The organism is Pseudomonas sp. JV449 (assembly GCF_032424295.1).
Lineage (GTDB): Bacteria > Pseudomonadota > Gammaproteobacteria > Pseudomonadales > Pseudomonadaceae > Aquipseudomonas > Aquipseudomonas marginalis.
This window is the reverse complement of the sequence record NZ_VYKD01000003.1, coordinates 1-21,165: the sequence shown is the minus strand read 5'-3', so window position 1 is coordinate 21,165 and position 21,165 is coordinate 1. Positions and strand designations below refer to the sequence as shown.

The 21,165-nt window shown below is 57.6% G+C and carries 23 protein-coding genes; 4 read left to right on the top strand and 19 right to left on the bottom strand.

The genetic code is table 11. The features are described from left to right. Window positions 1–40: 40 nt before the first annotated feature. Entirely contained in the window at window positions 41–1,105 is a 1,065-nt protein-coding gene (locus F6S08_RS01545; protein WP_227451536.1) for a 2,3-butanediol dehydrogenase, read from the bottom strand. Window positions 1,106–1,638: 533 nt separating this feature from the next. On the opposite strand from F6S08_RS01545, the gene F6S08_RS01540 reads away from it, so the two are divergent. After that, window positions 1,639–2,274 (top strand): LysE family translocator, encoded by a 636-nt coding sequence (locus F6S08_RS01540; protein ID WP_027607878.1) that lies wholly within the window; start codon window positions 1,639–1,641, stop codon window positions 2,272–2,274. An 80-nt stretch (window positions 2,275–2,354) separates the two neighbouring features. On the opposite strand, the gene F6S08_RS01535 is transcribed toward F6S08_RS01540, so the two are convergent. The 7 genes from F6S08_RS01535 to F6S08_RS01505 all read right to left on the bottom strand — a co-directional run bounded on the left by F6S08_RS01535 (window position 2,355) and on the right by F6S08_RS01505 (window position 7,661). Further along, entirely contained in the window at window positions 2,355–2,960 is a 606-nt protein-coding gene (locus tag F6S08_RS01535) for a hypothetical protein (RefSeq protein ID WP_315871189.1), read from the bottom strand. Next, window positions 2,957–3,529 (bottom strand): RNA polymerase sigma factor, encoded by a 573-nt coding sequence (locus F6S08_RS01530; RefSeq protein ID WP_315871188.1) that lies wholly within the window; start codon window positions 3,527–3,529, stop codon window positions 2,957–2,959. The genes F6S08_RS01535 and F6S08_RS01530 overlap by 4 nt, the downstream gene beginning before the upstream one ends. Window positions 3,530–3,576: 47 nt before the next feature. Next, entirely contained in the window at window positions 3,577–5,199 is a 1,623-nt protein-coding gene (locus tag F6S08_RS01525; protein ID WP_315871187.1) for a VWA domain-containing protein, read from the bottom strand. Window positions 5,200–5,320: 121 nt separating this feature from the next. Then, window positions 5,321–5,971 (bottom strand): DUF799 domain-containing protein, encoded by a 651-nt coding sequence (locus F6S08_RS01520; RefSeq protein ID WP_065926308.1) that lies wholly within the window; start codon window positions 5,969–5,971, stop codon window positions 5,321–5,323. Next, window positions 5,968–6,330 carry a DUF4810 domain-containing protein gene (locus F6S08_RS01515; RefSeq protein ID WP_131697033.1) on the bottom strand — a complete coding sequence of 121 codons (363 nt, stop codon included), beginning with the start codon at window positions 6,328–6,330 and terminating at the stop codon, window positions 5,968–5,970. Before F6S08_RS01515 ends, F6S08_RS01520 begins: the two co-directional genes overlap by 4 nt. Before the next feature lie 29 nt (window positions 6,331–6,359). Next, the gene (locus F6S08_RS01510; RefSeq protein WP_027608087.1) at window positions 6,360–7,040 is read right to left on the bottom strand and encodes a CsgG/HfaB family protein; all 681 of its coding nucleotides are present in this window, start codon (window positions 7,038–7,040) and stop codon (window positions 6,360–6,362) included. A gap of 39 nt (window positions 7,041–7,079) precedes the next feature. Next, window positions 7,080–7,661 (bottom strand): hypothetical protein, encoded by a 582-nt coding sequence (locus F6S08_RS01505; protein ID WP_065926307.1) that lies wholly within the window; start codon window positions 7,659–7,661, stop codon window positions 7,080–7,082. Window positions 7,662–7,834: 173 nt separating this feature from the next. On the opposite strand from F6S08_RS01505, the gene F6S08_RS01500 reads away from it, so the two are divergent. Beyond that, window positions 7,835–8,446, top strand: coding sequence for a hypothetical protein (locus F6S08_RS01500; protein ID WP_083221256.1), 612 nt, complete (start codon window positions 7,835–7,837; stop codon window positions 8,444–8,446). A 16-nt stretch (window positions 8,447–8,462) separates the two neighbouring features. Beyond that, entirely contained in the window at window positions 8,463–9,050 is a 588-nt protein-coding gene (locus tag F6S08_RS01495) for a hypothetical protein (RefSeq protein ID WP_065926305.1), read from the top strand. A gap of 91 nt (window positions 9,051–9,141) precedes the next feature. Here the strand turns inward: F6S08_RS01495 and F6S08_RS01490 are convergent, their stop codons facing one another. Further along, on the bottom strand, window positions 9,142–9,762 hold the full coding sequence (locus F6S08_RS01490; protein ID WP_065926304.1) for a hypothetical protein: 621 nt from the start codon (window positions 9,760–9,762) through the stop codon (window positions 9,142–9,144). A gap of 581 nt (window positions 9,763–10,343) precedes the next feature. Between F6S08_RS01490 and F6S08_RS01485 the strand changes: the two genes are divergently transcribed. Next, entirely contained in the window at window positions 10,344–10,601 is a 258-nt protein-coding gene (locus tag F6S08_RS01485) for a hypothetical protein (RefSeq protein WP_065948568.1), read from the top strand. A gap of 33 nt (window positions 10,602–10,634) precedes the next feature. Here F6S08_RS01485 and F6S08_RS01480 read toward each other — a convergent pair whose 3' ends face one another. From F6S08_RS01480 to F6S08_RS01435, 10 genes are all read right to left on the bottom strand, one after another. Further along, the gene (locus F6S08_RS01480) at window positions 10,635–11,069 is read right to left on the bottom strand and encodes an RDD family protein (protein WP_315871186.1); all 435 of its coding nucleotides are present in this window, start codon (window positions 11,067–11,069) and stop codon (window positions 10,635–10,637) included. Between the two features lie 7 nt (window positions 11,070–11,076). Then, window positions 11,077–11,550 (bottom strand): RDD family protein, encoded by a 474-nt coding sequence (locus tag F6S08_RS01475; protein WP_315871185.1) that lies wholly within the window; start codon window positions 11,548–11,550, stop codon window positions 11,077–11,079. Between the two features lie 127 nt (window positions 11,551–11,677). Beyond that, on the bottom strand, window positions 11,678–12,463 hold the full coding sequence (lepB, locus tag F6S08_RS01470) for a signal peptidase I (protein WP_065926300.1): 786 nt from the start codon (window positions 12,461–12,463) through the stop codon (window positions 11,678–11,680). A gap of 39 nt (window positions 12,464–12,502) precedes the next feature. Beyond that, the gene (locus F6S08_RS01465; protein ID WP_065948564.1) at window positions 12,503–12,952 is read right to left on the bottom strand and encodes a hypothetical protein; all 450 of its coding nucleotides are present in this window, start codon (window positions 12,950–12,952) and stop codon (window positions 12,503–12,505) included. Between the two features lie 22 nt (window positions 12,953–12,974). Then, entirely contained in the window at window positions 12,975–13,436 is a 462-nt protein-coding gene (locus tag F6S08_RS01460) for an Imm6 family immunity protein (protein ID WP_065926298.1), read from the bottom strand. A 52-nt stretch (window positions 13,437–13,488) separates the two neighbouring features. Then, window positions 13,489–13,968: a hypothetical protein gene (locus tag F6S08_RS01455; protein WP_315871184.1), complete on the bottom strand. Its 480-nt coding sequence runs from the start codon at window positions 13,966–13,968 to the stop codon at window positions 13,489–13,491. A gap of 251 nt (window positions 13,969–14,219) precedes the next feature. Continuing rightward, entirely contained in the window at window positions 14,220–14,624 is a 405-nt protein-coding gene (locus F6S08_RS01450; RefSeq protein ID WP_074848310.1) for a hypothetical protein, read from the bottom strand. A gap of 734 nt (window positions 14,625–15,358) precedes the next feature. Then, window positions 15,359–16,033 carry a hypothetical protein gene (locus F6S08_RS01445; protein ID WP_065926296.1) on the bottom strand — a complete coding sequence of 225 codons (675 nt, stop codon included), beginning with the start codon at window positions 16,031–16,033 and terminating at the stop codon, window positions 15,359–15,361. A 959-nt stretch (window positions 16,034–16,992) separates the two neighbouring features. Next, window positions 16,993–17,367 carry a hypothetical protein gene (locus tag F6S08_RS01440; RefSeq protein WP_065926295.1) on the bottom strand — a complete coding sequence of 125 codons (375 nt, stop codon included), beginning with the start codon at window positions 17,365–17,367 and terminating at the stop codon, window positions 16,993–16,995. Between the two features lie 2 nt (window positions 17,368–17,369). Beyond that, window positions 17,370–21,165: hemagglutinin repeat-containing protein (locus F6S08_RS01435; RefSeq protein ID WP_315871183.1), on the bottom strand; the 3,796-nt coding region annotated here is incomplete at its 5' end.

The following is a 21,165-nucleotide window of genomic DNA, read 5'->3' as shown; positions in this document are numbered from 1 at the left end:
TCTGGCTTGGGGAGTAGGGAGTGGGGGCACAGCCCACGCTTCAGACCCGAGCAGGCGACACAATGATCTTCACATTGTGTTCCTTGTTTTTAACCAGTTCCTCGAAGCCCTGGCCCACGATCTGCTCCAACTGAATGCGCCCCGTCACCAGTGGCGAGATGTCCAGCCGCCCATCCGCGATAAACGCGATCACGTCGGCGAACTCACCGTTATAGGCCAGCGCGCCGAGTACCTGTTTCTCAGTGGCCACCAACTCGAAAAAATTGAATTCACTGGGTTCTTCGAAGATGCCCACCAGTACGCACTTGCCGGCCTTGCGGATCAGGTCGATGGCGAGTTTGGCCGTGTGTTTGTTGCCGATGCATTCGAAACTGACGTCCGCGCCGAGCCCGCCGGTCAGGCGGCGGACCTCGGCCAGGGCGTCGCATTCATTCGGATCGAGCACATGGGTCGCCCCCACTTCCCGGGCCTTGGTCTTGCGCGCGCCGGACATTTCCAGCGCGATCACCTGGGCCGCGCCCGCCGCCTTGGCGCACATGATGGTGCACAGACCGATGGTGCCGGCGCCGACCACCACGACGTTTTGCCCGAGCAGGCTTCCGGCTTTTTTCACCGCGTGCATGCCGACGGCCAGAGGCTCGATCAGCGCCCCGGCTTCAGCGGGGAAGTTCGCCGGTAGCTTGTACAACAGGTTGGCGGGCACGTTGACCAGTTCGGCGAACGCACCGTTGTTCATCAAGCCGGTAAAGGCCAGGTTCTCGCAAATGTTGTACAGCCCGTGGGTGCAGTAGTAGCAGGTGCCGCAATGCTGACAGGCATCGGCCGCCACCGGCTCGCCGACGCTGAAGCCCTGTACGCCGGCACCGAGTTCGACGATCTCGCCACAAAACTCATGACCGAGAATGCACTGGCCCTTGATCCCGGTCAGCGGGTGCGGGGCGTCGACCGGAATGAACACCGGGCCGGCCACGTACTCATGCAGATCGGAGCCGCAAATGCCGCACCATTGCACGCGGATCTGCACCCAACCGGCAGGCGGCGAAACGGGCAGCGGCACGTCTTCGACGCGGATGTCGTTACGACCGTGCCAGACAGCGGCACGCATGCTGCGTTGCGAGTTGCTCGAAAGGCTCATAGCGAAGTCTCCTTGAAACGGTTGGCACTGGCGCGCCGGGTGGGTTGCCAGTGGCCAGAGCAAGGCCGGTGCCAGCTGTGCAAAAACACCTGGACGCCCCTCTCCTAGAGCCGCCGAATGAACATCCAAGGGTGGCCGGCATTGAGGTCAAACGAGACGCGCCATGCCAGATCGCGCACGGTAGCGACGAGACCGCGAGACGTTGCGTCTCACTGCAAGCGTTGATGCCAGGGGCGTGCCTGATCCACCTCAGTCGTCTTCAATAGGGGCGCTTCGCACCCCAGCGCGGGGCAAGCCCGCTCACCACAGCAAGCCCGCTCACCACAAGTAGGGTGTTCGCCCTTAACTGACGGACCGGCGCCAACCAAGGGTGCTCAAGCGGCCCAAGCCCCCTGTATGACGTTTTGTCAGCCGATCTGTATCTAACGCGCGCCCTGCTCCCGCCCTACCATCAGGCGCATCCAACCTGCGCAACGACGCGCTCAACCTACAGGAGTTAACCCATGCCCGAACTGTCGAGCCTGCTGGCGTATGGTCTGATTTCCCTTGGCATGGTGCTGACGCCCGGCCCAAACATGATCTACCTGATTTCGCGCTCGATCTGCCAGGGGCCGCTGGCCGGGTTGATTTCACTCGGCGGCGTGGCGCTGGGTTTCGTCGTGTATATGCTGTGCGCGGCGCTGGGGATTACCGCGCTGCTGATGGCGGTGCCGTATGCGTATGACGCACTCCGGCTCGGCGGTGCGCTTTACCTGTTGTACCTGGCCTGGCAAGCGGTCAAGCCCGGCGGGCGCTCGGCGTTTCATGTGCGCGACTTGCCCAGGGACGGCCCACGCAAGCTGTTCATGATGGGCTTTGTGACCAACCTGTTGAATCCGAAAGTCGCGGTGATGTATCTGTCATTGCTGCCCCAGTTCATCTCCCCCACTGGCCACGGCAGCGTGCTGACACAATCCATCGTACTGGGGTTTACCCAGATCATGATCAGTGTGAGCGTGAATGCTGTGATCGCCATCATGGCCGGTTCCATCGCGACCTTCCTGGCGGCCAAGCCGGTTTGGCAGTTGGTGCAGCGCTGGTTGATGGGGACGGTGCTGGCTGGCCTGGCGGTGCGCATGGTTTTTGATGCGCGGCGTTGAAGACGGGGCTTGAGGGCACTGTGGCGAGCGGGCTTGCCCCGCAAGCCACAGGTTACCGGTGGCCTGTTCTTTTTTTGTGGTCAATGCGTGCGCAGCGCCTCCAGCCGTGCGGGCAGGTCTTCCTCGGGGAAGCGCGCGTGCAACGCCAGCAATTTTTCATCCGCGGCTTTGCTTTCACCCGCTTCCCGCAAGCGCACGATCGCCTGTAACTCTTGCTCCAGCGACGGCAACGCTGACGGCGCGCGCTTGCTGAGCCTGGCGCTCGATTCATCTGCCAGCGCACCTGCCATCTCAGCCTGAACCGGCGCACGTTCAGCCTTGGGCGCGGCGGCGATGCGCGCCATCGGCGCCGGTGCGGACAACGCTTGCGGCGCCGGGCGGGCGGCTTCCTCGTGCAGGGCGGAGAAGGTCGCCGTGGAGATTTCGGGTTGTGGCACTGGCGAGCGCGTGACCACGCCGATCATCAGCGCCAAGCCGGCCACGGTGGCGAATGCCATTTGCCAGCGCGGGCGTTGGCAGGCTTGCAGCCAGCGTTGCCACAGGCTCGGTTGCGGCGCCGGGGCCTCGCGGCGGGCGGCGTTGAGGATGAGGGCGTCGAGGGACGCGGGCGGCTCGCCGCTGCTGTGTTGACGGTAATGCTGGATCAGCACGTCGTCGGTGTCGGGCGTGTGTCGGGAGTCGGTCATGCAAGTATCTCCTCGGCCAGCAGGCGGCGCAGTTTCTGCTGGGCGTAACGCAGGCGGCTTTTTACGGTTTCCAGCGGGGCGCCGGTGAGGGCGGCGATTTGCGGCACTTCGAGGTCGCCGTGCAGGCGTAGCAGGAAGACTTCGCGCTGGTCTTCGGGCAAGGCTTGCAGGGCGGCGTCCAGGCGCGCCTGGTCGCGGCTCAGGCTCAGCTGTTGCTCAGGGCCGGCGCTGTCGTCGGCCTGGGCGTGCAGTTGCTCGTCGTAGCTGTCGTGTAGTGGGTTATGGATGCCGTGCTTGCGCCAATAATCGATCAGACGGTTGCGGGCGATCTGGAATAACCACGTACGAAAGCTCGCCCGGCCTTGTGGCTGGGTGCTGCTGCGGATCAGGCTGAGCCAGGTCTCCTGGTAGATTTCCTCGGCCAGTTCGGCCTTGTTGCTCAGGGCCACGAGGAAGCGGTAGAGGCCTTGGCGGTGCCTGGCGTACAAGGCTTCGAACGCGGCAGCGTCGCCGTTGCGGTAGCGGGCCAGCAGCGATTCGTCGCTGGATGGATCATCTGGAACAGCCATGCAGGGGGCGAACTCCTTTTGTAAAGTTAACGCTGTTGCGTTCAAGATCAGGGTTTCAGGCTTTGGGCCAGTTCCACCAGTTGCACGAACTCGTTGCGCAGACCAAAGGGGTCATCGCCCCGGGCCGAGCGGGCCAATGCGGCGGTGTCCTTCAAACTCATGCTGCCAGTGTAGCGGCCATCGCCCTTGAGCTGTTGGGCGAAGGCGGCCACCGCCGCCGAGAAGCGCAGGTCGTCGCTGGCCTGGGTGGTTTCGTGGCGGATGGGCCGTTCGATCAAGCGGCTGTCACCGCCCGTGGCGGGCTTGTAGCGCACGCGCAGCATCGCCAGTTCGTCGGATTTACCTTCGGCTGCAGGCGCAGTGGCGTAGCGCAAGGGCTCCAACCAGCCCCTCTGGCCCTTCGGCACAATTTCATACAGCGCGGTCACGGTATGCCCTGCGCCGATCTCACCGGCATCGACTTTGTCGTTGTTGAAATCCTCACGCTTGAGCGCGCGATTTTCATAGCCCAGCAGTCGATACTCGCTGACCTGTGCCGGGTTGAATTCCACCTGCACTTTCACATCCCGCGCGACCACCGCCAGGGTTGAACTGAGCTGGTCCACCAGCACCTTGCGGGCTTCGCGCAGGTTGTCGATATAGGCGTAATTGCCATCGCCGGCATCGGCCAGTTGTTCCATCAGGTGTTCGTTGTAGTTATCCACACCGAAGCCGAGGGTGGTGAGGGACACGCCGCTTTTACGCTGGCGGGCGGCCATTTGCTTGAGGCTGTCGAAGTCGCTGACGCCCACATTGAAGTCACCGTCGGTGGCCAGCAGGATGCGGTTGATGCCCTTGTCGATAAAGCCTTCGCGGGCCATCTGGTAGGCCAGTTCGATGCCGGATGCGCCTGCCGTGGAACCGCCGGCGGTGAGTTGATCGATGGCATTGCGGATCTTGGCCTTGTCGCGCCCCGATGTGGGCTTGAGCACTACGCGGGACTCACCGGCGTAGACCACCAACGCAACCCGGTCCTGATCACGCAACTGATCCACCAGCAATTTCAGGGTGCTTTGCACCAGCGGCAAGCCTTCGCGGCGGTCCATGGAGCCGGACACATCCACCAGGAACACCAGGTTGGCCGGCGCCAGGTCCGCCACGGCGCGGTCGGACGCCTTGATGCCGATGCGCAGCAGTTTCGTGCGCGGGTTCCAGGGTGTGGCGGCGACTTCGGTGGTCACGCCAAACGGTGAGCCGTCGGTGGGCAAGGCGTAGTTGTAGGGGAAGTAGTTGACCATTTCCTCCAGTCGCACAGCGCCTTCGGGCGGCAGGCTGCCTTGGTTGAGGAAGCGTCTGACGTTGGCGTAGCTGCCTGTGTCGACATCCACGCTGAAGGTGGACACCGGCGTTTCGGCCACGCGATGCACCGGGTTGTCCGGCAGGTTGGCGTATTGCTCGCGGGGTTCGCTGCGGTAGTCCATCGCCGCTGATTCCTGCATGCGCATTGGAGCGGGCATTGCCATGCGCTTGACCAAGGCGCCCTGGGGCGACGCGCGTTGCAGCTCGGCTACGGGCTCGGCCGGTTTGGCCAACTCAGGGGATGAAGACAGCCCACACCCGGCCAGCGCCACCACCAGGGTGACGGCAAAGCCTTGGGCAGCAGGACGCAGGAAGAGCAGAGGACGGGACATGGGCTGAACCTCGTGAATGAATGATCCGTTCACAAGGTCAGACGCAAGGTGCGGGATGTTCGGGTTAACCCTGGTTCGAATAACACCACAGTTGGTCTGTGGTGTTCTCAGAATCCGGATATCAGTCCGTGCCGTACTTCGGGTTGCGCGGGCCGTACAGGATCCCCGCGCGTTGGCCCGGCGACAGCAGGCGTGCACTGGTGATGCCGGCAATCGGGTGCGCCGCATCGGTGGAGCTGTTGATCACTTGCTTGACCGCCGCGGTGATCAGCATGCCCACCAGTCCGCCGCCGTTGTTGTTGCCTTCTTCACTGGACGCCCGCGCCGAACCGGTCCACAGGGTGGTGCCGGTGCGCAGGTCCACCAGTTTGGCCGAGGCCGTCACGGCGGTGTCGCTGGAGATCAGCATGTACTTGGTGCCGTACTCGCTGACGGTGATGTACAACGCCGCGTCCGCGCCGAAGATGTCATGCAGCTTGGCCGGTGGCACACCCTGGATATCGTTGGCGGTGGTCAGGCCGTTCTGGCGGAAGGTTTCGTCCACCAGGGCAATCGGCAGTACGTAGTAGCCGGCTTCGGCCAGCGGGTAGGTCACTTGCGAGACCAGGCTGTACGAGGCCTGCACTTCCGGCGACTCGTTGATCGGCGGCAGTACCAGGATCGACTTGGGCCGCGCCTGTTTGTACGCGGTGTAGTCAATGGTCTTGGGGGCTGCGCAACCGCCGAGCAAGGCCAGGGCCAGCAAGGCACCGGTGAGTTTTAACAGGCTCATTTAGTGGCCACTCCGGTCTTGGCGTTTTTCAACAGGAAGTCCATGTACGAGGCAGACTCGGGGAACAGCGCCTTCTCAGTGCGGAACTCCTGCACCATCTGGTCATCCTTGCCCATGCTCAGGTACAGCATGCCCAGGTGCGCGTGGTAACCCGGCGGCGCCTTGCGGCCGCTGGCGTTGATCTTTTGCAAATCACGCTCCAACGCCTCGACCTGCGCTTCCTTGGGCTCGCCCTTGAAGTACTCGTAAACCTGCGGCTGGTAGCTTTCCCATTGATACAGGGGCTGGGGCGCCGTCTGGCACCCGGCGACCGCCGCGATTGCTGTCAGCATCAGCGCCGACTTCACTGCCTTGCTCATCCGTGTACTGCTCCTTGAGGGGTTGCTGATCAGTTGCGCGGGTTCCAGGCGCCGGCGTTGATGCCGTCGACCAGGCGGTTGATGGCTTCGCGCATGGCCAGGTCGAGGACCTTGCCATTGAGGGTGGAGTCGTAGCTGGCGGTGCCGCCGAAGCCGACCACTTCACGGTTGGACAGCGCGTACTCACCGGCGCCCTGGGTGGAGTACACCACTTCGGAGGTGCTGATGTTGACGATGTTCAGTGCGACCTTGGCGTAGGCCACTTGGGTCTTGCCACGGCCGAGGATGCCGAACAGCTGGCGGTCGCCGGTCTCTTTGCGGCCGAACTCGGTCACGTCGCCGGTCACGACGTAGTCAGCGCCCTTAAGCTTCTGCGCGGTGCCCTTGATCGCGGCTTCCTGGGAGATTTCGCCCATGTTGTCGCGGTCCAGCACGCTGAAGCGGTTGGTCTGCTGCAGGTGGGTAATCAGGATGGTCTTGGCCTGGCCACCGAGGCGGTCGACGCCATCGGAGAAAATGCCGCGCATGTAGCTGGAGCGGTTGTCGAACTTGCCCACGGCGATGGGCACACGCACGCCGGAATAGGCGACGTTGGCGCTGGCGACCTGTTCCACCGGCATGGCGCGGTTGCTCTCCGTGGCGCAACCGGCCACGGTCAACAGCGCTGCGGCGGTGAGGCCGGACAGCAGGATTTTGGACAGTGTGTTCACGGGGTGCTCCTGGGGGTGGTAAATCGGTAGTGGGCAACGTTAGCGAGACGGGATGTCGCGCAGATCATCGACGATGTCGCGGCTCAACACGCCGGTATAAAAACGCTCGACGCTCGAGTTACCGGAGTTGGTGATGATCCCGCCCATGGTTTTCCATTTTTGCGCTTCACCCATCACGCCGGCAGGCACAAGGTTGTTTCGCGTCTTGGCAAAATGCAGGACCTCGCCAGCGCCCTTCTTGACCTTGACCCGATAGCTGAAATCGACAGCGGCCAGAATGGTGTTGTCATCAACGATCAACGTCGAGAGACCGCCTTTGGAGTCGGGGATATGGCGCGTGTAGACGATGCTGATATCCAACAGGTAATCGGCCTTTTCCTTGCTGGATGCATAACGCTTGGCGCTGAGCAGGCGGTCGACCAGATCGACACCGAGTTGCTGGCGAACCTTGTCATCCGGCAGGAAGCGCTCGTTCTTGCCCACCACCTCAACATCAAACGTGTCGAGCCAGTACGTGGCGTTCTTGGGAATGGTGACCGGTGCCGGCGAGATGTAGTACTCCGGCTTGGAGGCGCAGCCCGCCATCAGGCAGGCGACGAGGAATACGGCAAACATGCGCATGTCTGGATTCGTCCCTGAAAAGTATCGTGCTTTAAACAATCGCGGCATTTTACGGGGTTGAGAGCGGTTCTCAAGGTGTTTCGTCGGTTGCCGTGCGGTGGCGCACATTCCCTCAAGTTATGGGGATACGGGTCGAAACAGTAACTTGGCTTGCTCACTTATAGGGACATTGCGTGCTTAACACTCTGCTTCGGGCTACGGCCCTGATCGCTGCGCTGTCGATGACCGGCTGCGTTTCCTACACCGTCACCGGCCCCATCGCCGCCCCGCTCCACCCGGTCGCTGTCAGCAGCCCGCGCAGTGCGCAAATCGCCGATGTGACGGTGAGCGCCGCCGACGTCAACGAGGCCAACAAGGCCGCCATCAGCAGCTCCCTGACGGCCCAGATCACTCAGTACGTGCGCACTGGGGGTTACTTCAAGCAGGTCACCGAGTATCCGGTGCGCCTGGGCGAGCAGGACGTGACGCTCACATTCAACATGACCGCCCTCAAGGGCCATCGCGCGCCACACCCGGCGTACGTACCCGGTGCGCTGCTGACGCTGACCATCTGGATCTGGGTCAACGGCCCGATCTACGTGGACAGCTTCGAGGTGGCCGGCGACCTGGTGATCGTCGACCGCAACGGCAAGGAACTGGCCAAGGCCAAGGATTCGATCAAATTCGAACACAACGTCGGGCTTTACAGCGGCCAATACTGGGCACCGTCGATGGGCGGCCAACAGCTGACCAAACTGGTCGGGCAACTGCTCGACACCGCCACCGCCAACCTGGCCAAACCGTAATTCCAAGGAGTGATGCATGAAAGGATTGATCAAACACAGCCTGGTACTCGCCGCCGTCCTGCTGACCGGCTGCGTGTCTTACTCGCAGCACGAATTGCCCGCTGTACAGCCCTGGCCACCGACCGCCAACGCCCCGGCGCAAAAGCCCACGGCGTACGTGCACACCACCGCGCAGAACCACGTCAACGGCGGCCCTGGCAACGCGGCAGTCGGCGCACCGGTGGTGCTGTGGGAAAAGGCCGTGGCCGATTCGTTTCGCCAGTCCAACCGTTTCTCGCGGGTGAGCACTGACAAGGTCGACTCGGATATCTACGTCGATGCCACGCTGCACAACAACGAACAGTTCAGCATGGCCTCGGCGATCATCACCGGCGCGACGTTCTTCATCATCCCGAGCACAGCGAAAAACACCTTCACCCTGGAGACAGTGTTCAAGGACAAGGATGGCAAGGAGCTGGGCCGCGTCAAAAAGAGCGAATCAGTGCGCACCTGGATGCACTTGGTACTGATCGTGGGCATCCCGTTCCAGGCAGACACGCGGGAAGTGGTCGAGGCGTTGACGCGCAGTACGCTGGATGAAGCGGTGCAGCGCAAGTTGCTGTAACCCCGCCCTCTGCAGGAGCGAGCTTGCTCGCGAAAAACCGGAGAACACCGCAGGCATTCAGCATGCCTGCGGTATCGCTGCCAGCCTCAGCTCACTTGATCAGGTCAGGTCGAGTGGTCTTGAGCATCGCTGCGCTCACCGCGCCCTGAACCGAGCAGGTGATCATGCCATTGCTGGTCTTGGCCAGGTCACCGGGTGCGGGCTCGACCATCAAGATGCGTTCGGCCGTATCGGTGACCAGCTTGCCCGCGTTGTCATCGCCGCCTTCCGGCACCCAGGCTGATTGCTTGTGCGACCAGATCTGCGCACGCGCGTAGATACCGTTGGCTTTCTCCAACGCCGTACCCGGTACTTTACTCAGCTGAGCGTAAAGCGCGTCGGGTGCCTGTTCGGTGTAGAAACCCCAGTTGATGATGCGCGAGCCCATCAGGTCCTGGTCTTCGGCGAAAAAGCCGGTCAAGGTCATACCGTCAAGCGTCAGTGGCGTGTCGAACATCCAGCGCTGGCCCATATCGGACTTTGTGCCGCCGCTGAGCGTGATCTTGCCGTTCTCCAGCTTATGGGCAACACGCTCCTTGAGCCCTGCCTGGCTTACCACCGCCAGGGAGTTCTGGTCGCAAGCGAGAAAACTTTGCAGGGCAGGCGCCGCGGCGAAGCTGCTGGTGCAGGTCGCCAGTGCAGTGAGTGAGATAAACAGACGATGCAGTTTCATTGACAGCTTCCTTGGGTCCAAATAATGGGTGGGGGGGAGCGAGTTTGCTTCTGCAGTAACGGGATAAAACGGTTAACACGCATACAGGGCTTTGAGCATCATGCCGTTGGCATCAACTCACGGTGTTTGAACGGGCGCAGATTTGCTCCCACCCTTTCTCAATCGTGCCCGTGTACTTACCGCACGACGCGCCCCTTTCGCCGGCGAAGGCCGGTTCAGATCTTTGATGCGTCTGGGCATCGCCAGTGTGTCGGCAGTGGGTGGCATTGCATGAGGCATTGTGCCATTACTCTGACGCCTTGCGCGGTTTTGGGTGAGGGGCTTATAGTCCGGCCGTCGTCCAAATGGCGATCAGGTTTGGCGACCTGACAACAGAGTGCAAAAGCAATCCGCTTTCATGCAGGTGTTTTTGCACCCGCAAAGCCGTGCCTTTTATGGCGGCTGTGCGCGGGAGACCTTCGGGTCTGCCGGTTTACTCTGTTGCCGGTTCGCCAACCTGCGTACAGCTGCCACCCATTCGTTTGGCGACGATTGAGTGGTGGTCTCAACCACTTAACAGAGTGCCAATTATGAACCGTTACATGCCCCTGACCGGCCACGACTGCACCGTCCCCGCCCTGCTCATCGACACCCAAGCCCCCCTCGACGTCCTCCATGACGCCGCCGTGCACCGCATCCAAGCCGTCACCCAACTCCTGGAAAACCTGGCCTTCCGCGATCAGCTCAGCAGCGATGCCGTGGTGCTGCAGGACTTCGCCCATCTGCTGGCGATTCCGCTGCGCGACGGCTGTGATTTGTTGGATGCGATCAGTCGCAGGCTGAACGCCAACCCGTCCTGAGTTACACAGGGCGGCCCGTCCAGGCCGCCCTGCTCAGGAATTGATGACAATCGTCTTGGCCAACATATCGCCCAAGCGACGACGCAGGCCGAACAGTACAAAAAGACCGTCCAGCACACTGAACACCATCTTCGGAACATTGCGCAGGAACGACTGGAACAGCGTGCAGTTAGTGGGGTACGGGTAACCCACCACCGCCGTGCGGCACACTCGCTTGCCCAGGCTCTGGCCATTGGGCAAGGCATCGCAAAACAGGTAGTACCCGAAGGCTGAAAACAGCAGCACATAGTGGAGGCCATCAAACAATGCCGGGCCTCCTGCAGAGCTCAGATAGAAATAGGCATAGTCCAGGTTTCGGTTCAAAAACAGCAGGAAAAACACCACGGTCATATCGATCAGATAGCCGAGCAACCGTCTGAACGGGCTGGCGATGTCCCAGGTTTGCGTAGCCGATACCGAATCGTTCATGACGTATTTATCCCCTACCGTTGTCATAAATATCCGCAAGGCTGCGAACGCTCGTCAGGTTGCCGGTCTGAACCACGATGGTCTTGGCGAACATATCGCCCAGGCGCGTTCTGGACTCCATGAATATCCACACCCAATCGATCACCACCAGCGCTCCGGAATTGCGGGTTAACGCCTGGGAAACCGTGCAGCTTTTGCGAGTTTTACGGTCGACGACGGAGATGCTCAACAAACGCTTGCCCAGGCTCTGGCCGTTGGGCAACGCGTCGGCCAGCAGGAAGTAGGCGAAGGCTGCAAAAAACGCCGAGAGAAAACCAGCCTTGGGCGTCACGGCCGGCACGTAGGCAGACAATGCACCGGCGCAGAATTTGACGATGAAAAAGATCAGGACTGCGATGGCGCAGTCGATAAGGCGCGCGGCCAGGCGCCGGCCGATGCTGGCCAGGATCGTCGGGCGTTTGGCGGTGTGGTTTGCGTCCATGCGGTATTGCTCCAGATTCATGGCGTTGGTGTGTTTTGACTGGGCGCAAATCGGCTCCCAGCCTTTCAATGGTATTGCTGTGCTGCCCGCCGGCCGGGAGTACCTGCGCCAGCGATGCTCGAAAGGCTCATGGAAACGTCGTCCCGATACGCGCTCGTTCATTCGAGAACCAGATGCCGGTGACCTTGCCCACCACATCCTCAAGCGCGACCTGGCCCATGAAGCGGCTGTCGTTGCTGACATCACGGTTGTCACCCAACAGGTACACATGCCCCGGCGCTACCTGGAGCGGCGCCAACTCAAGGGAGTAGTCCTTTTTGACGCGCTCAGCCGGTGCGTGAAACAAACCCAGGTTCTCACCGTTGCGGATCACCTCGCCATGGACGATGGCCAGAGTGTCACCACCGATTCCCGCTACCCGTTTGACCGCCTCGGTGCCATTCCAGCGATACACCACGATATCCCCCACGTTGGGCACGCCAGCCCGCAGGTCCGACATGATGTAGTCGCCAATCGACAACGTCGGGACCATCGACCCCGACGGAATGTAATAGTTTTTGAAGCCCAACAACGGCACCCGAAAGACGTCCAGCGTCAGCACCAGGACCACCACCACGCCGACGTAAAGAGCATGGAAGCGTTTACGCGGCACATTGGGCGGACCGCTGTAGCGACGGGCCAACACGGCGGACACGATGGCAGAGGTCAGTTTGACCGTGATGACGAAAGCGAAGAATGCATACAACCCAAGGGGTGTAGTGACCAACCCCAAGGCACCCATCAGCGCGACCCCGCCGAGCAACAACGCTGCGACCCGGATACCCCACTGTGTACGGCCTACATACACCAGGCCCCAGCCGGGTATGAGGCAGGCCATCAGGAAGGCCTGGAGGGAGAATTTTGCGGGTTTCATTGATCGTCCTTAATAATGCAAATGCTGGCGCCGCGCATATTACTGCTGGGCTCGCCAATCCACATAACCTTTAATCGCTGTTAACTGGCTAAGGATGAAGCTGGAAAAATCCTCATATAAGACTTCCGCATCACTCAATTCAGGATCAATTTCGACAATTGACCAATCATTCGCAGCATCGAATGCATAAAAGACACCGCTCCCGGTACTGGCAAACACATACATATTACGATAAGCAACTACATCACATCCGGTGACAACTGAATACTTCGTTGGACCATCCTCGATGTAAAGTGCGCTATCCAGCTCACCAAATCCAAACTGTTCAAGGAATTCAAGATAGTCGAGCGGCACACCTACGCGGTCGAGAACCTCAACACCTCTCAAGACTAATTCACGGTTACTTAAGCAGCTTCCATAATCACCTTCATACAACGCACTGGACACTATTTCTCTTATAAGAACACCAACTTCCGACGCGCCTTTCATCGCCACTCCTTGCATCTGAACATTAACACTTTTTAGGTAGATAAACGTCTAACACGCCACCCGCTCCGACCTTATAGATATATTCGACTATGTATTCAACAGCCTGCTCACCTGCCTCGTTGACTGAGGCGGACATTCTTTCTTGCCGACCTGAAACCTTATAAGCCTGATGTGCAAAAAAGCCAATGACCAGAAGTATCAGAATCAAGCTGTCTTGCTCTAAGCTTTCCGTAATGAAATTATGCTCTCCCAAAGGACCATTTTGCATTTCATCCGAGTCTAAATAGTAGGCCAACTGCTCAGGGCTTAAACTTCTATCGGTTAACCATGACCAGCACAACTCAATAGCCTCACTACATTTAGTATAGGTAGCGGGAGCTGACGATAGATTATCTAAAGTTTGATCGAGAATCAAAAGAAAAATAGCCGCTCTTTTAACCCACATTTGCCCCTCTAAAACAGACAGACTTTCCGAATAACTCATAGAACCCGATCCTTTTTAGCTCAAACACAGAAAACAATTAAGCTCACTTCTATCAAACTCCCTGACACTTCCACAAAATTGCGTAAGGCACCTCATCATTCAATAACCCCAATGAGCGAAAATAATAGACCGCTGACGGACCTTCCAAACTCTTATGAACAAAAGCGCCATCAGACATCACACGATAAGAGGCATACTCTCGAATATTACCGGCAGTCTCCAACGCTCGCTTTATTTCAATATAGGCCGCCCCAGCCTCCTCTGGCATCAACTCAAAGGGCGGAGGGCAAACAGCCCCATCATCACTTTCGACGTCTCTGTAATAGGCTCGCTGAAATGCTGCGTCACTGGCCGCCCAGTAAAATGACAATACTTTCAGCTTATCCTGCCCATCCTCTTTAATCGCATCTGCCAAGCAGTACTGAGTGACCGACATCTTGTACACTCCCTCATCGATGAGTAAAAGTCCTGCTTCGGGCACAGCAAGCGCATCACCCTTTTTAAGCTCGCGTAACAGTGCCCATTCAGTCATCACCAAACACTCCTGTTGCGATTTCCAATTATCTCGATGGGAACATACATGCGACGATTTGTCATACCGCTTAGTATCCTCCGACACTCAGAGGAAAGAGGGGCCTGACCCTGAGGAATCCCCACCGGATTGTCCCGCTCGAGATTGGCGGATATGGAGCTATTGGTGCGCGATGAAGTACACCGGCAAGCTCAGAGGCTAGAGTAGATTTGTGGGGACTCCTCAGGGTCTGCCCCCTTTTTTTCACTTATTCAGCCGTCGCTTTGACTCAAAATATTTATCTCACGCCAGTAGACAGTCGCTGGTAGAGACTGATTCTGATTAAACAAGGAAAAAACCTCGATTACATCATCAATATTAAACCACTCATCCTTTTTTAATGGTACACGGCCCGCACCAAACGACAGTAAGCTTCCATCTTCAAAGTTTGTACTAGAATTTGAATGATAACCTCTGAACAGTTTTTTACTTTTAGCGTCATATCTTTCAATAAAACAAGTGAATCTGCCTCCAGCCACTTGCACATAGTTACCCTCATCATCAGTTATACATGCGAATGAGCTAGGGCCGTAGCTTTTTAATTTTTTTAGCGTTTTTATAATCTGCGCTTGATTTACACCTACTACTACAGGACTATTTTCGGCTTCGAGCTTCATATTTCCCACCTTTATGGCACATAGACTGTTGTAGCGCTTTCGATGACTTGTCCATTTAGCCGTCCTTTCCCTTGCGCCCCAAACTCATTAACAAAGTAATCGGTAAATTCTTGATAGCTGGTCTTACTAGCCGACCCGCTTTTTACCTCAAGAGAAATAGGGGTCAGACCACCAATATACATTGGTGCACTAATCGTGGTCTGCCCCCTATTTCCCTGGGTGTCTTAGCCGCACCAAGCAACTGCTTAGTAGCGAACTTCCCATCAAAAAGAACAGGCAAATTATTCTTACTGGTTCCGGCTACTTCTTTTGCATCTACTATTCAAAACGACAGTAAAGTGGCCATTTATCAAGCCCGATTGAATTCAGGATCAACAATGCAATCAAGCCCAGCAGAAACAATTCATGTCCTTTGTCATTCGCCTCACCTGTGACTCGGATATTTCATCTCGGCCCTGCCTTCCAATTAAGGACTTCGGATCTACCACCTGTGGAACGCCGCTAACAACATCCGCCCCAACCGCTCGGGGCTCACTACCTGCATACCGCCGCCAATCCGGATGGTAAGGATTGGCCTTCATCTCGTCCGTAACCGTGGTAAGTCTCGTCGGCTTAGGTGCTTCCGCTGCCGGCTTTTCATCCTGGAAGCTCGCGCCATTCGCCGCTGGAGCACCGTCACCCACGGCTTTCGTTGTCCCAGAGGGCAAATCGCTCGGAGGTCCTTTTGCACCTGTTCAACCCTTCAATGCTGGCAAAGACAGCACTTCATCGTACTGTGGCCAGTCTTCCCTTGCGCGTTTGAGCACACCTTGCATCAACTCGTCCAACTCAGGCACTGGTTGCTCGGGCGGCAATTGGTCAAAGGGCGCGGCCAGCAGCGGATGATCAATCTTCTGCGGATTGGCTAAACCTTCCCACTGGCGCAGGCGCAGGATATAGAGAATTTCCACCGGCACGCGCTCCAAGTGCCAGTCCTGATTGAAGTCGTAGGAACTCTTCTGGCTCTCTTTGCCGGTTTGCCAAGTGTGGCGGTCACACGCGGCCAACAGACAGGGCATCAGGTCGTCGGGGCTGGGAGTGCGCCACTTGGCCAACAAGGCTTCGTAGATGGGTTCGTCGTAAGCATAAGCAGGCCATTGATGCGAGACATCGCCCACCCAATCGGCAAACACACGCAGCATAAAGGCTTGGGCGCGGCGGTGTTGCTCTTCGTACTCAATCACTAATTGATGCCCACGATTGAGAGCCGCATGGGTGAGATAGCCCTGATGGATGACGGCATCCTTCCAGCCTAGGATCGCCATGGCGGCCATCATATTGGTGGCGGTTTGGATGCTGTAGTTTTGGCGGCGTCGATCATTGCCTGCCGCTTTGGCAATAATGTCGAACTGACCCGCCCAGAAGAACAACTGCCAAATTCCTACTTGGTAATAGCGCAGCCAATGGGCCAACTCCAGAAGCCATCGCGGATTATCTGGTGCGGTCGCCAATACCTTGTGGGCTCGTGTGACGGCTATCCATTCGGAGCTACTACGCGTAACGTTGTCACTATTCGGTACAGGCATTGATGGCTTCGCAAATGCATCGCCGCGCTCAACATATTCACGGATGCCATTCAACTCGTATTCATCTGAGACGTGTGGCCCCTTGGCTATGCGACCCAGCACACTTTTGTAGGAGGGCCATTTCGGGTTTACGCCCGAGCGCTCGCACTGAATTACTTCTTGGTCCATATTTCCACCTTAAATTCTGCTACACCAGTTTTACTGGGGGCGGGAACACCGACTTTGACTGTTACACCTTGAACCTTGGCTTTTCCTGAATCCAACGCCGCTTGCAAAGCATCGCGTAAAGCAGGATCAGAGTCGGGAATTCGAGAAATAGGGGTCAGACCACCAATATACATTGGTGCACTAATCGCGGTATGACACCAATTTTTAGCGGATCAACGAACACTAAAAAACCAAAGAACGAGACCTAGAATAAAGCCAGCCCCAGCTATTTCTAGATAGAGCGCCATATACTCTTTTATAAGCCCGGCAACGTCTTCACCACCACTCAATCAATACCCGGCAACCTGAAAGAACACACACATAAACAACAGGCCGAACGCACAGGCACAAGGAAGATAGATGGCGATCCACCAAGACTCATTTCTTTTCATTGCCAACCGAAACCATTACGTGCGCCACACCACCAAGAGAAATTTGCCCCGCTTATTTGGGGACTTTATAAAAATGTGATCTGCCCCCGATTTCCTCTGATGTGGATGTTGCTGTAAATTCGCATCATTAGCCGCTGGTGTACCGTTACCGACTAACTTTGCTTCACCAGACGGCAAGCCGCTCGCAGGTTCTTTTGCACCAACTTATCTAGGAAGAAGATATTTCTCCCTAACCTGTGCCATACAATCGATCATTTCTGCCAGTTTCTCCCCTTTTAGCCCCACGTCTGCTAAATCATCGGCGCAGCATTTTTCATAAGCCCTAGCCAAACCCTCTAACATATCCTCCGCATAAGGACTTTCTCTAGATAACTCTAACCCATACTTCATACCCTCGCTAAATATTGCAGTTTGCAACACTGCAAATAAACCTACATCAGCAGACGTGCAAAGAGAGCCCGCTTCATCTTGAACATAAGCAAAGGCTTGTTCTGGCCGAAGACGAATCTGTGATATAGCCTTTTCATAAAGCCTAGATACTATCGGATAAATTTCTTCCACAGCCAAATCGATCGCCATAACTACTTCTCCACAGTAAATATATTTAACTGGATGTTAGGATACCGCTCGCGAAACTGATTGACAATATTAGTACAACTTGGGCAAACCATTTTCTCTGAAATCAAATTTATACGCCCAGAAGTTTGTGAGTTCGGACCTAGACGCTGAGCTAAAGTTTCCAAAATTTTAAATTCTGTATCCATGTCTCGCAGATACCCCTCAGTCGTTCCAACATATTTAGACGTAGAAACTTGAGGTTTTAATATCCACGAATTCAGATCACCACCAGGCTTCGGCAAAAACTCCTCGACCCTATTATCAAACTGACTATAAGCTTTCATCACCATAGTCTCTGATGACAGCGCACCAACATCCACTTCAGCAAATGCGACGTTTCCTTCTCGAGGTAACCCTGTCCGAACATCACTAACCGCCGCCGAAAGCCTATCCCTGATTCTCGGCGCGGTGGAGTTAGATAGGTAGACTAGGCGTTCCCCCTCTGCAATCGTCCCAGTCGTTTTTGTGCCGTTTGCCCCTAGGACGAAAAGCTCACCTGACGCCTCCGTCGCCAATTTCCTTTTCGCAAAGGCAGCGGCAATCGCCGCCGAAATCCTCGCTCCCAGGCCTACACCTGTGAGCGAAAGGGCCGCCTCATCCACCGCCGTGACCGGTTCAGCCGATTTCCTAGCTAATAACAACAGCCTCGACATCGCGTCTTTTGAAGCCATTTCGTTGGTCGAGACGTTAATGATTTCTGTCGCATGAGCATCTGCCTGCTCCCGACCGTATTGAACCCATTTGTCAAATGAGCTCAATTCGCCATAAAGGCCGTCGCCCAAGCCATTAAAAAGGCTCGTGTCTACAAACTGCTCTTTGGTGGAGTTGAACGCATAAACTGCAGAACCATTGGCAATAATTGCGGTGCCGTCTTTCCACGTTAATGGAATCTTCTGTTCAGCCAATTCTTGAATCGCACCTCTGGCAATCGCCAAATCACGATCCAGCCAATCTCGCGTCGGGTCATTGCCCCAGTTCTTTTCAAGCGCATCTAAACGGGCGTTTTCGACGACATCGACCTTTGATCCTGCTGCCATACGCAGCAAGTCTTCCCACGAGGCATCCGATTTCGGCTTGCGCCAAATTTTCTCTAACTCTTCTGCTTTCTTCTTGAGTAATGGCACCTCTTGGGTCAGGTGAAGTTGTCGATTGAATACTTCGACGCCGTAACCGGTCCCGGCCCCGACAGCCGCGCCGCCGGTGCCATTCCCGGCGCCTGCTCCAGCGCCGATCCCGGTCGCAACCAACGCGGCGATGTTGTCCTGGCTGGCCTCAGATAATTTGCTGTTTTCCAGCGCCTTTGCAATCGAGGGCATCAACGCAGCAGAAGCACCAGCCCCCAACGCGCCACTTTCCACGCTGCCGCTGGACAACCCCATGGCGGCACCTGCCAACGCGTGCAACATGACGCGTGCTGCTCCACCTTCTGCCCATGCGGCTCGGGTGGCCGCGTCCGATTTCGGGTTCAGGGATTGCGCCTCAGCGTAATCACCCACTCGCTTGAAGATCTCGCTAGACGCAGTATTGGCGACGATACCGACTGTCGTACCGACGGGCGCGCCACCAAGGCCCGCGGCGATCAGTCCCGTCGCGATATCGGCCATCATTTTCTTGTCGCCGCCGAACTGCCAACGCTTGGCTTCCGAATAAGCCAGATCGGCGGCACGGGCGGTATCAGCAGCACCAGGCGCGCCTGCGTCTGCTTGTTCCTTCGCCGCCTGCCCAAGCTTCTTGGCCTCATCGGCCTTCGCCCTGCCTACCGCACTGATCACCCCACTGGCCAACTGCGCCGAGCTTTGGATCAGGTCAATACGCTCTTGCATCGCCTTTTCATCAGGCCGGTCAAGTTTCTGATTGGCATTGGCGGTGTCACGGTTCAGCCCCACCAGGTCATTGGCACCTTCGGCATTGCGAACCACAATCGTGCCTTCGCTGACCGCGCTACGGGTGTAGCTATGGTCTTTCTCCTTGAGCGCTATCGGGATGCTGCCGCCCATCGACGCACCGCTGGTACTGCTGGAAGACACCGAAATACCAGCAGACTGACTTTTGATCTCGCTGACATTCTTGATATCGCTGACGATCAGCCGATCCGTGCTGAGCCGGTTCTTATCAGCTGACGCCTCACTGGCAATCACCGCGCCTTGCAGGGTGGTGGTCTTGCCGACATTGATGTCGTAGCCGCCCGTGCCCGCATACAAACCGCTCTGGTCGGTCACGCCCTTGTAGTCGCTGTTCATATTCGCGGCGGCAAGGTTCGCCGAGCCCGCTACGGTAGAGCCGTAGCAGAACGGAGGGACGCAGATACTGGCGCCGAAGCCTGCGCTGCTCTGTTTGCTGCGCGACGACTCGGTGTCCTGGAGGGAGATGATATTGAGGTTGCCGCCAATATCTGCCTTGATACGGTCCGCACGAACCTGGGCGCCTTTGAGGGTGGTATCGCCACCGCTTTCTAACAACAGGCTGCCTGTATCGAGGGTGCTATTGACCTGAGTGACGGAGTTACCGTTGCCATTGTTCTTGGCACCCTGCGCTCCGAGGTCGAGGGTGAAGCCGTTTTGCTCGCCAATATTGAAGCTGGCGCCAATGGCGGTTTTATTTTTCGACCCTTCGTTTTTGCGGTCGGTGGTGTTCTGTGCGCTTTGCATCAACACATCGTTTTTGGCTAACAACAACGTGTTGGCGGCTTTCAAGCTGCTGCCGGTGATCTGGATATCACCCTGAGTACCCGCCGCTGCGCCCGTGGCAACGATCGACAAGTCTTGCCCTGCGTTGAGCGTGCTCTGCTTGGCGGTGACACTGTTGAATTCGCTGCTGTTCTTGCTGCGGTTATTGGCCAGTTCAGTACCGATCTTGATCAGCGAACCGTTGCCGGGCGTGCCGCCGGTTTTGTTTTTGAAGCCGGAGCTTTGCGCATTGGCGTCCGAAGCCTGGCCATTCAGGTTGTAAGCGGCGAGGGCTGCCTGGGCGATTTTGACTGCCTTGAGTCGTGGGTCATCAGCGCTACGGGCCGCTTTGACGGCGTCGCGCATGCTGGTGGCGGTGTCCACTACCGAGCCCGCGATCACCCGCCCAACCGCCAAGCTCTTGGAACTGTCCTTACTGGTCTGACTGGCCGTCTCCATCCCCGAAGTAACGGTGACATCAGCCCCACTCAACTCCATGTTCTTGGTGCTCACCAGATCACTGGCCACCACCTTCAACTCACGCCCCGCCGTCAACGACACATTGCCCGCGCTCGAACCAATAGTGCTGCCGGTCAAGGTCATTTCATTGGCCGTGCCGTTGTGCTTCGAGCTGTTGATGTACAGCTTCTGGTTGCCGGTCATGTCGTCCAGACCGAGCTTGTTGCCGGTCAGCACGCCGGTGAGGTCGCGATTTTTTTCCTTGTGCATGTCGGTGCGGGCGAAGGTGTTTTGCGCCGCGTCGATGGTCAGGTCGCGGCCGGCCTGGACGGCGAGGTCGCCGGTGCTGACCAGGGACGAGCCGGTGACCGTGGCATCGCGTTTGGCGGCGACCGTGACGGTTTCGCCGGAGACCATGCTGCCCAGGGCGGTGGTGCGTTTTTCGTCGACTTTGTCCTGGACTTTGCTCGACTTCAGGCCGCCCCAGCTGCTTTTGCTTTCCTTGCGTTCGTGGCGGGCGCTGTCGGCGTTGCTGACGGCGAGGATGTTCACGTCCTGGCCGGCCACCAGTTGCGTAGCGCCTTTTTCGGCAGTGACGGCGCTGCCGGCCAGCAGCAGGTCCGCACCGGCGACG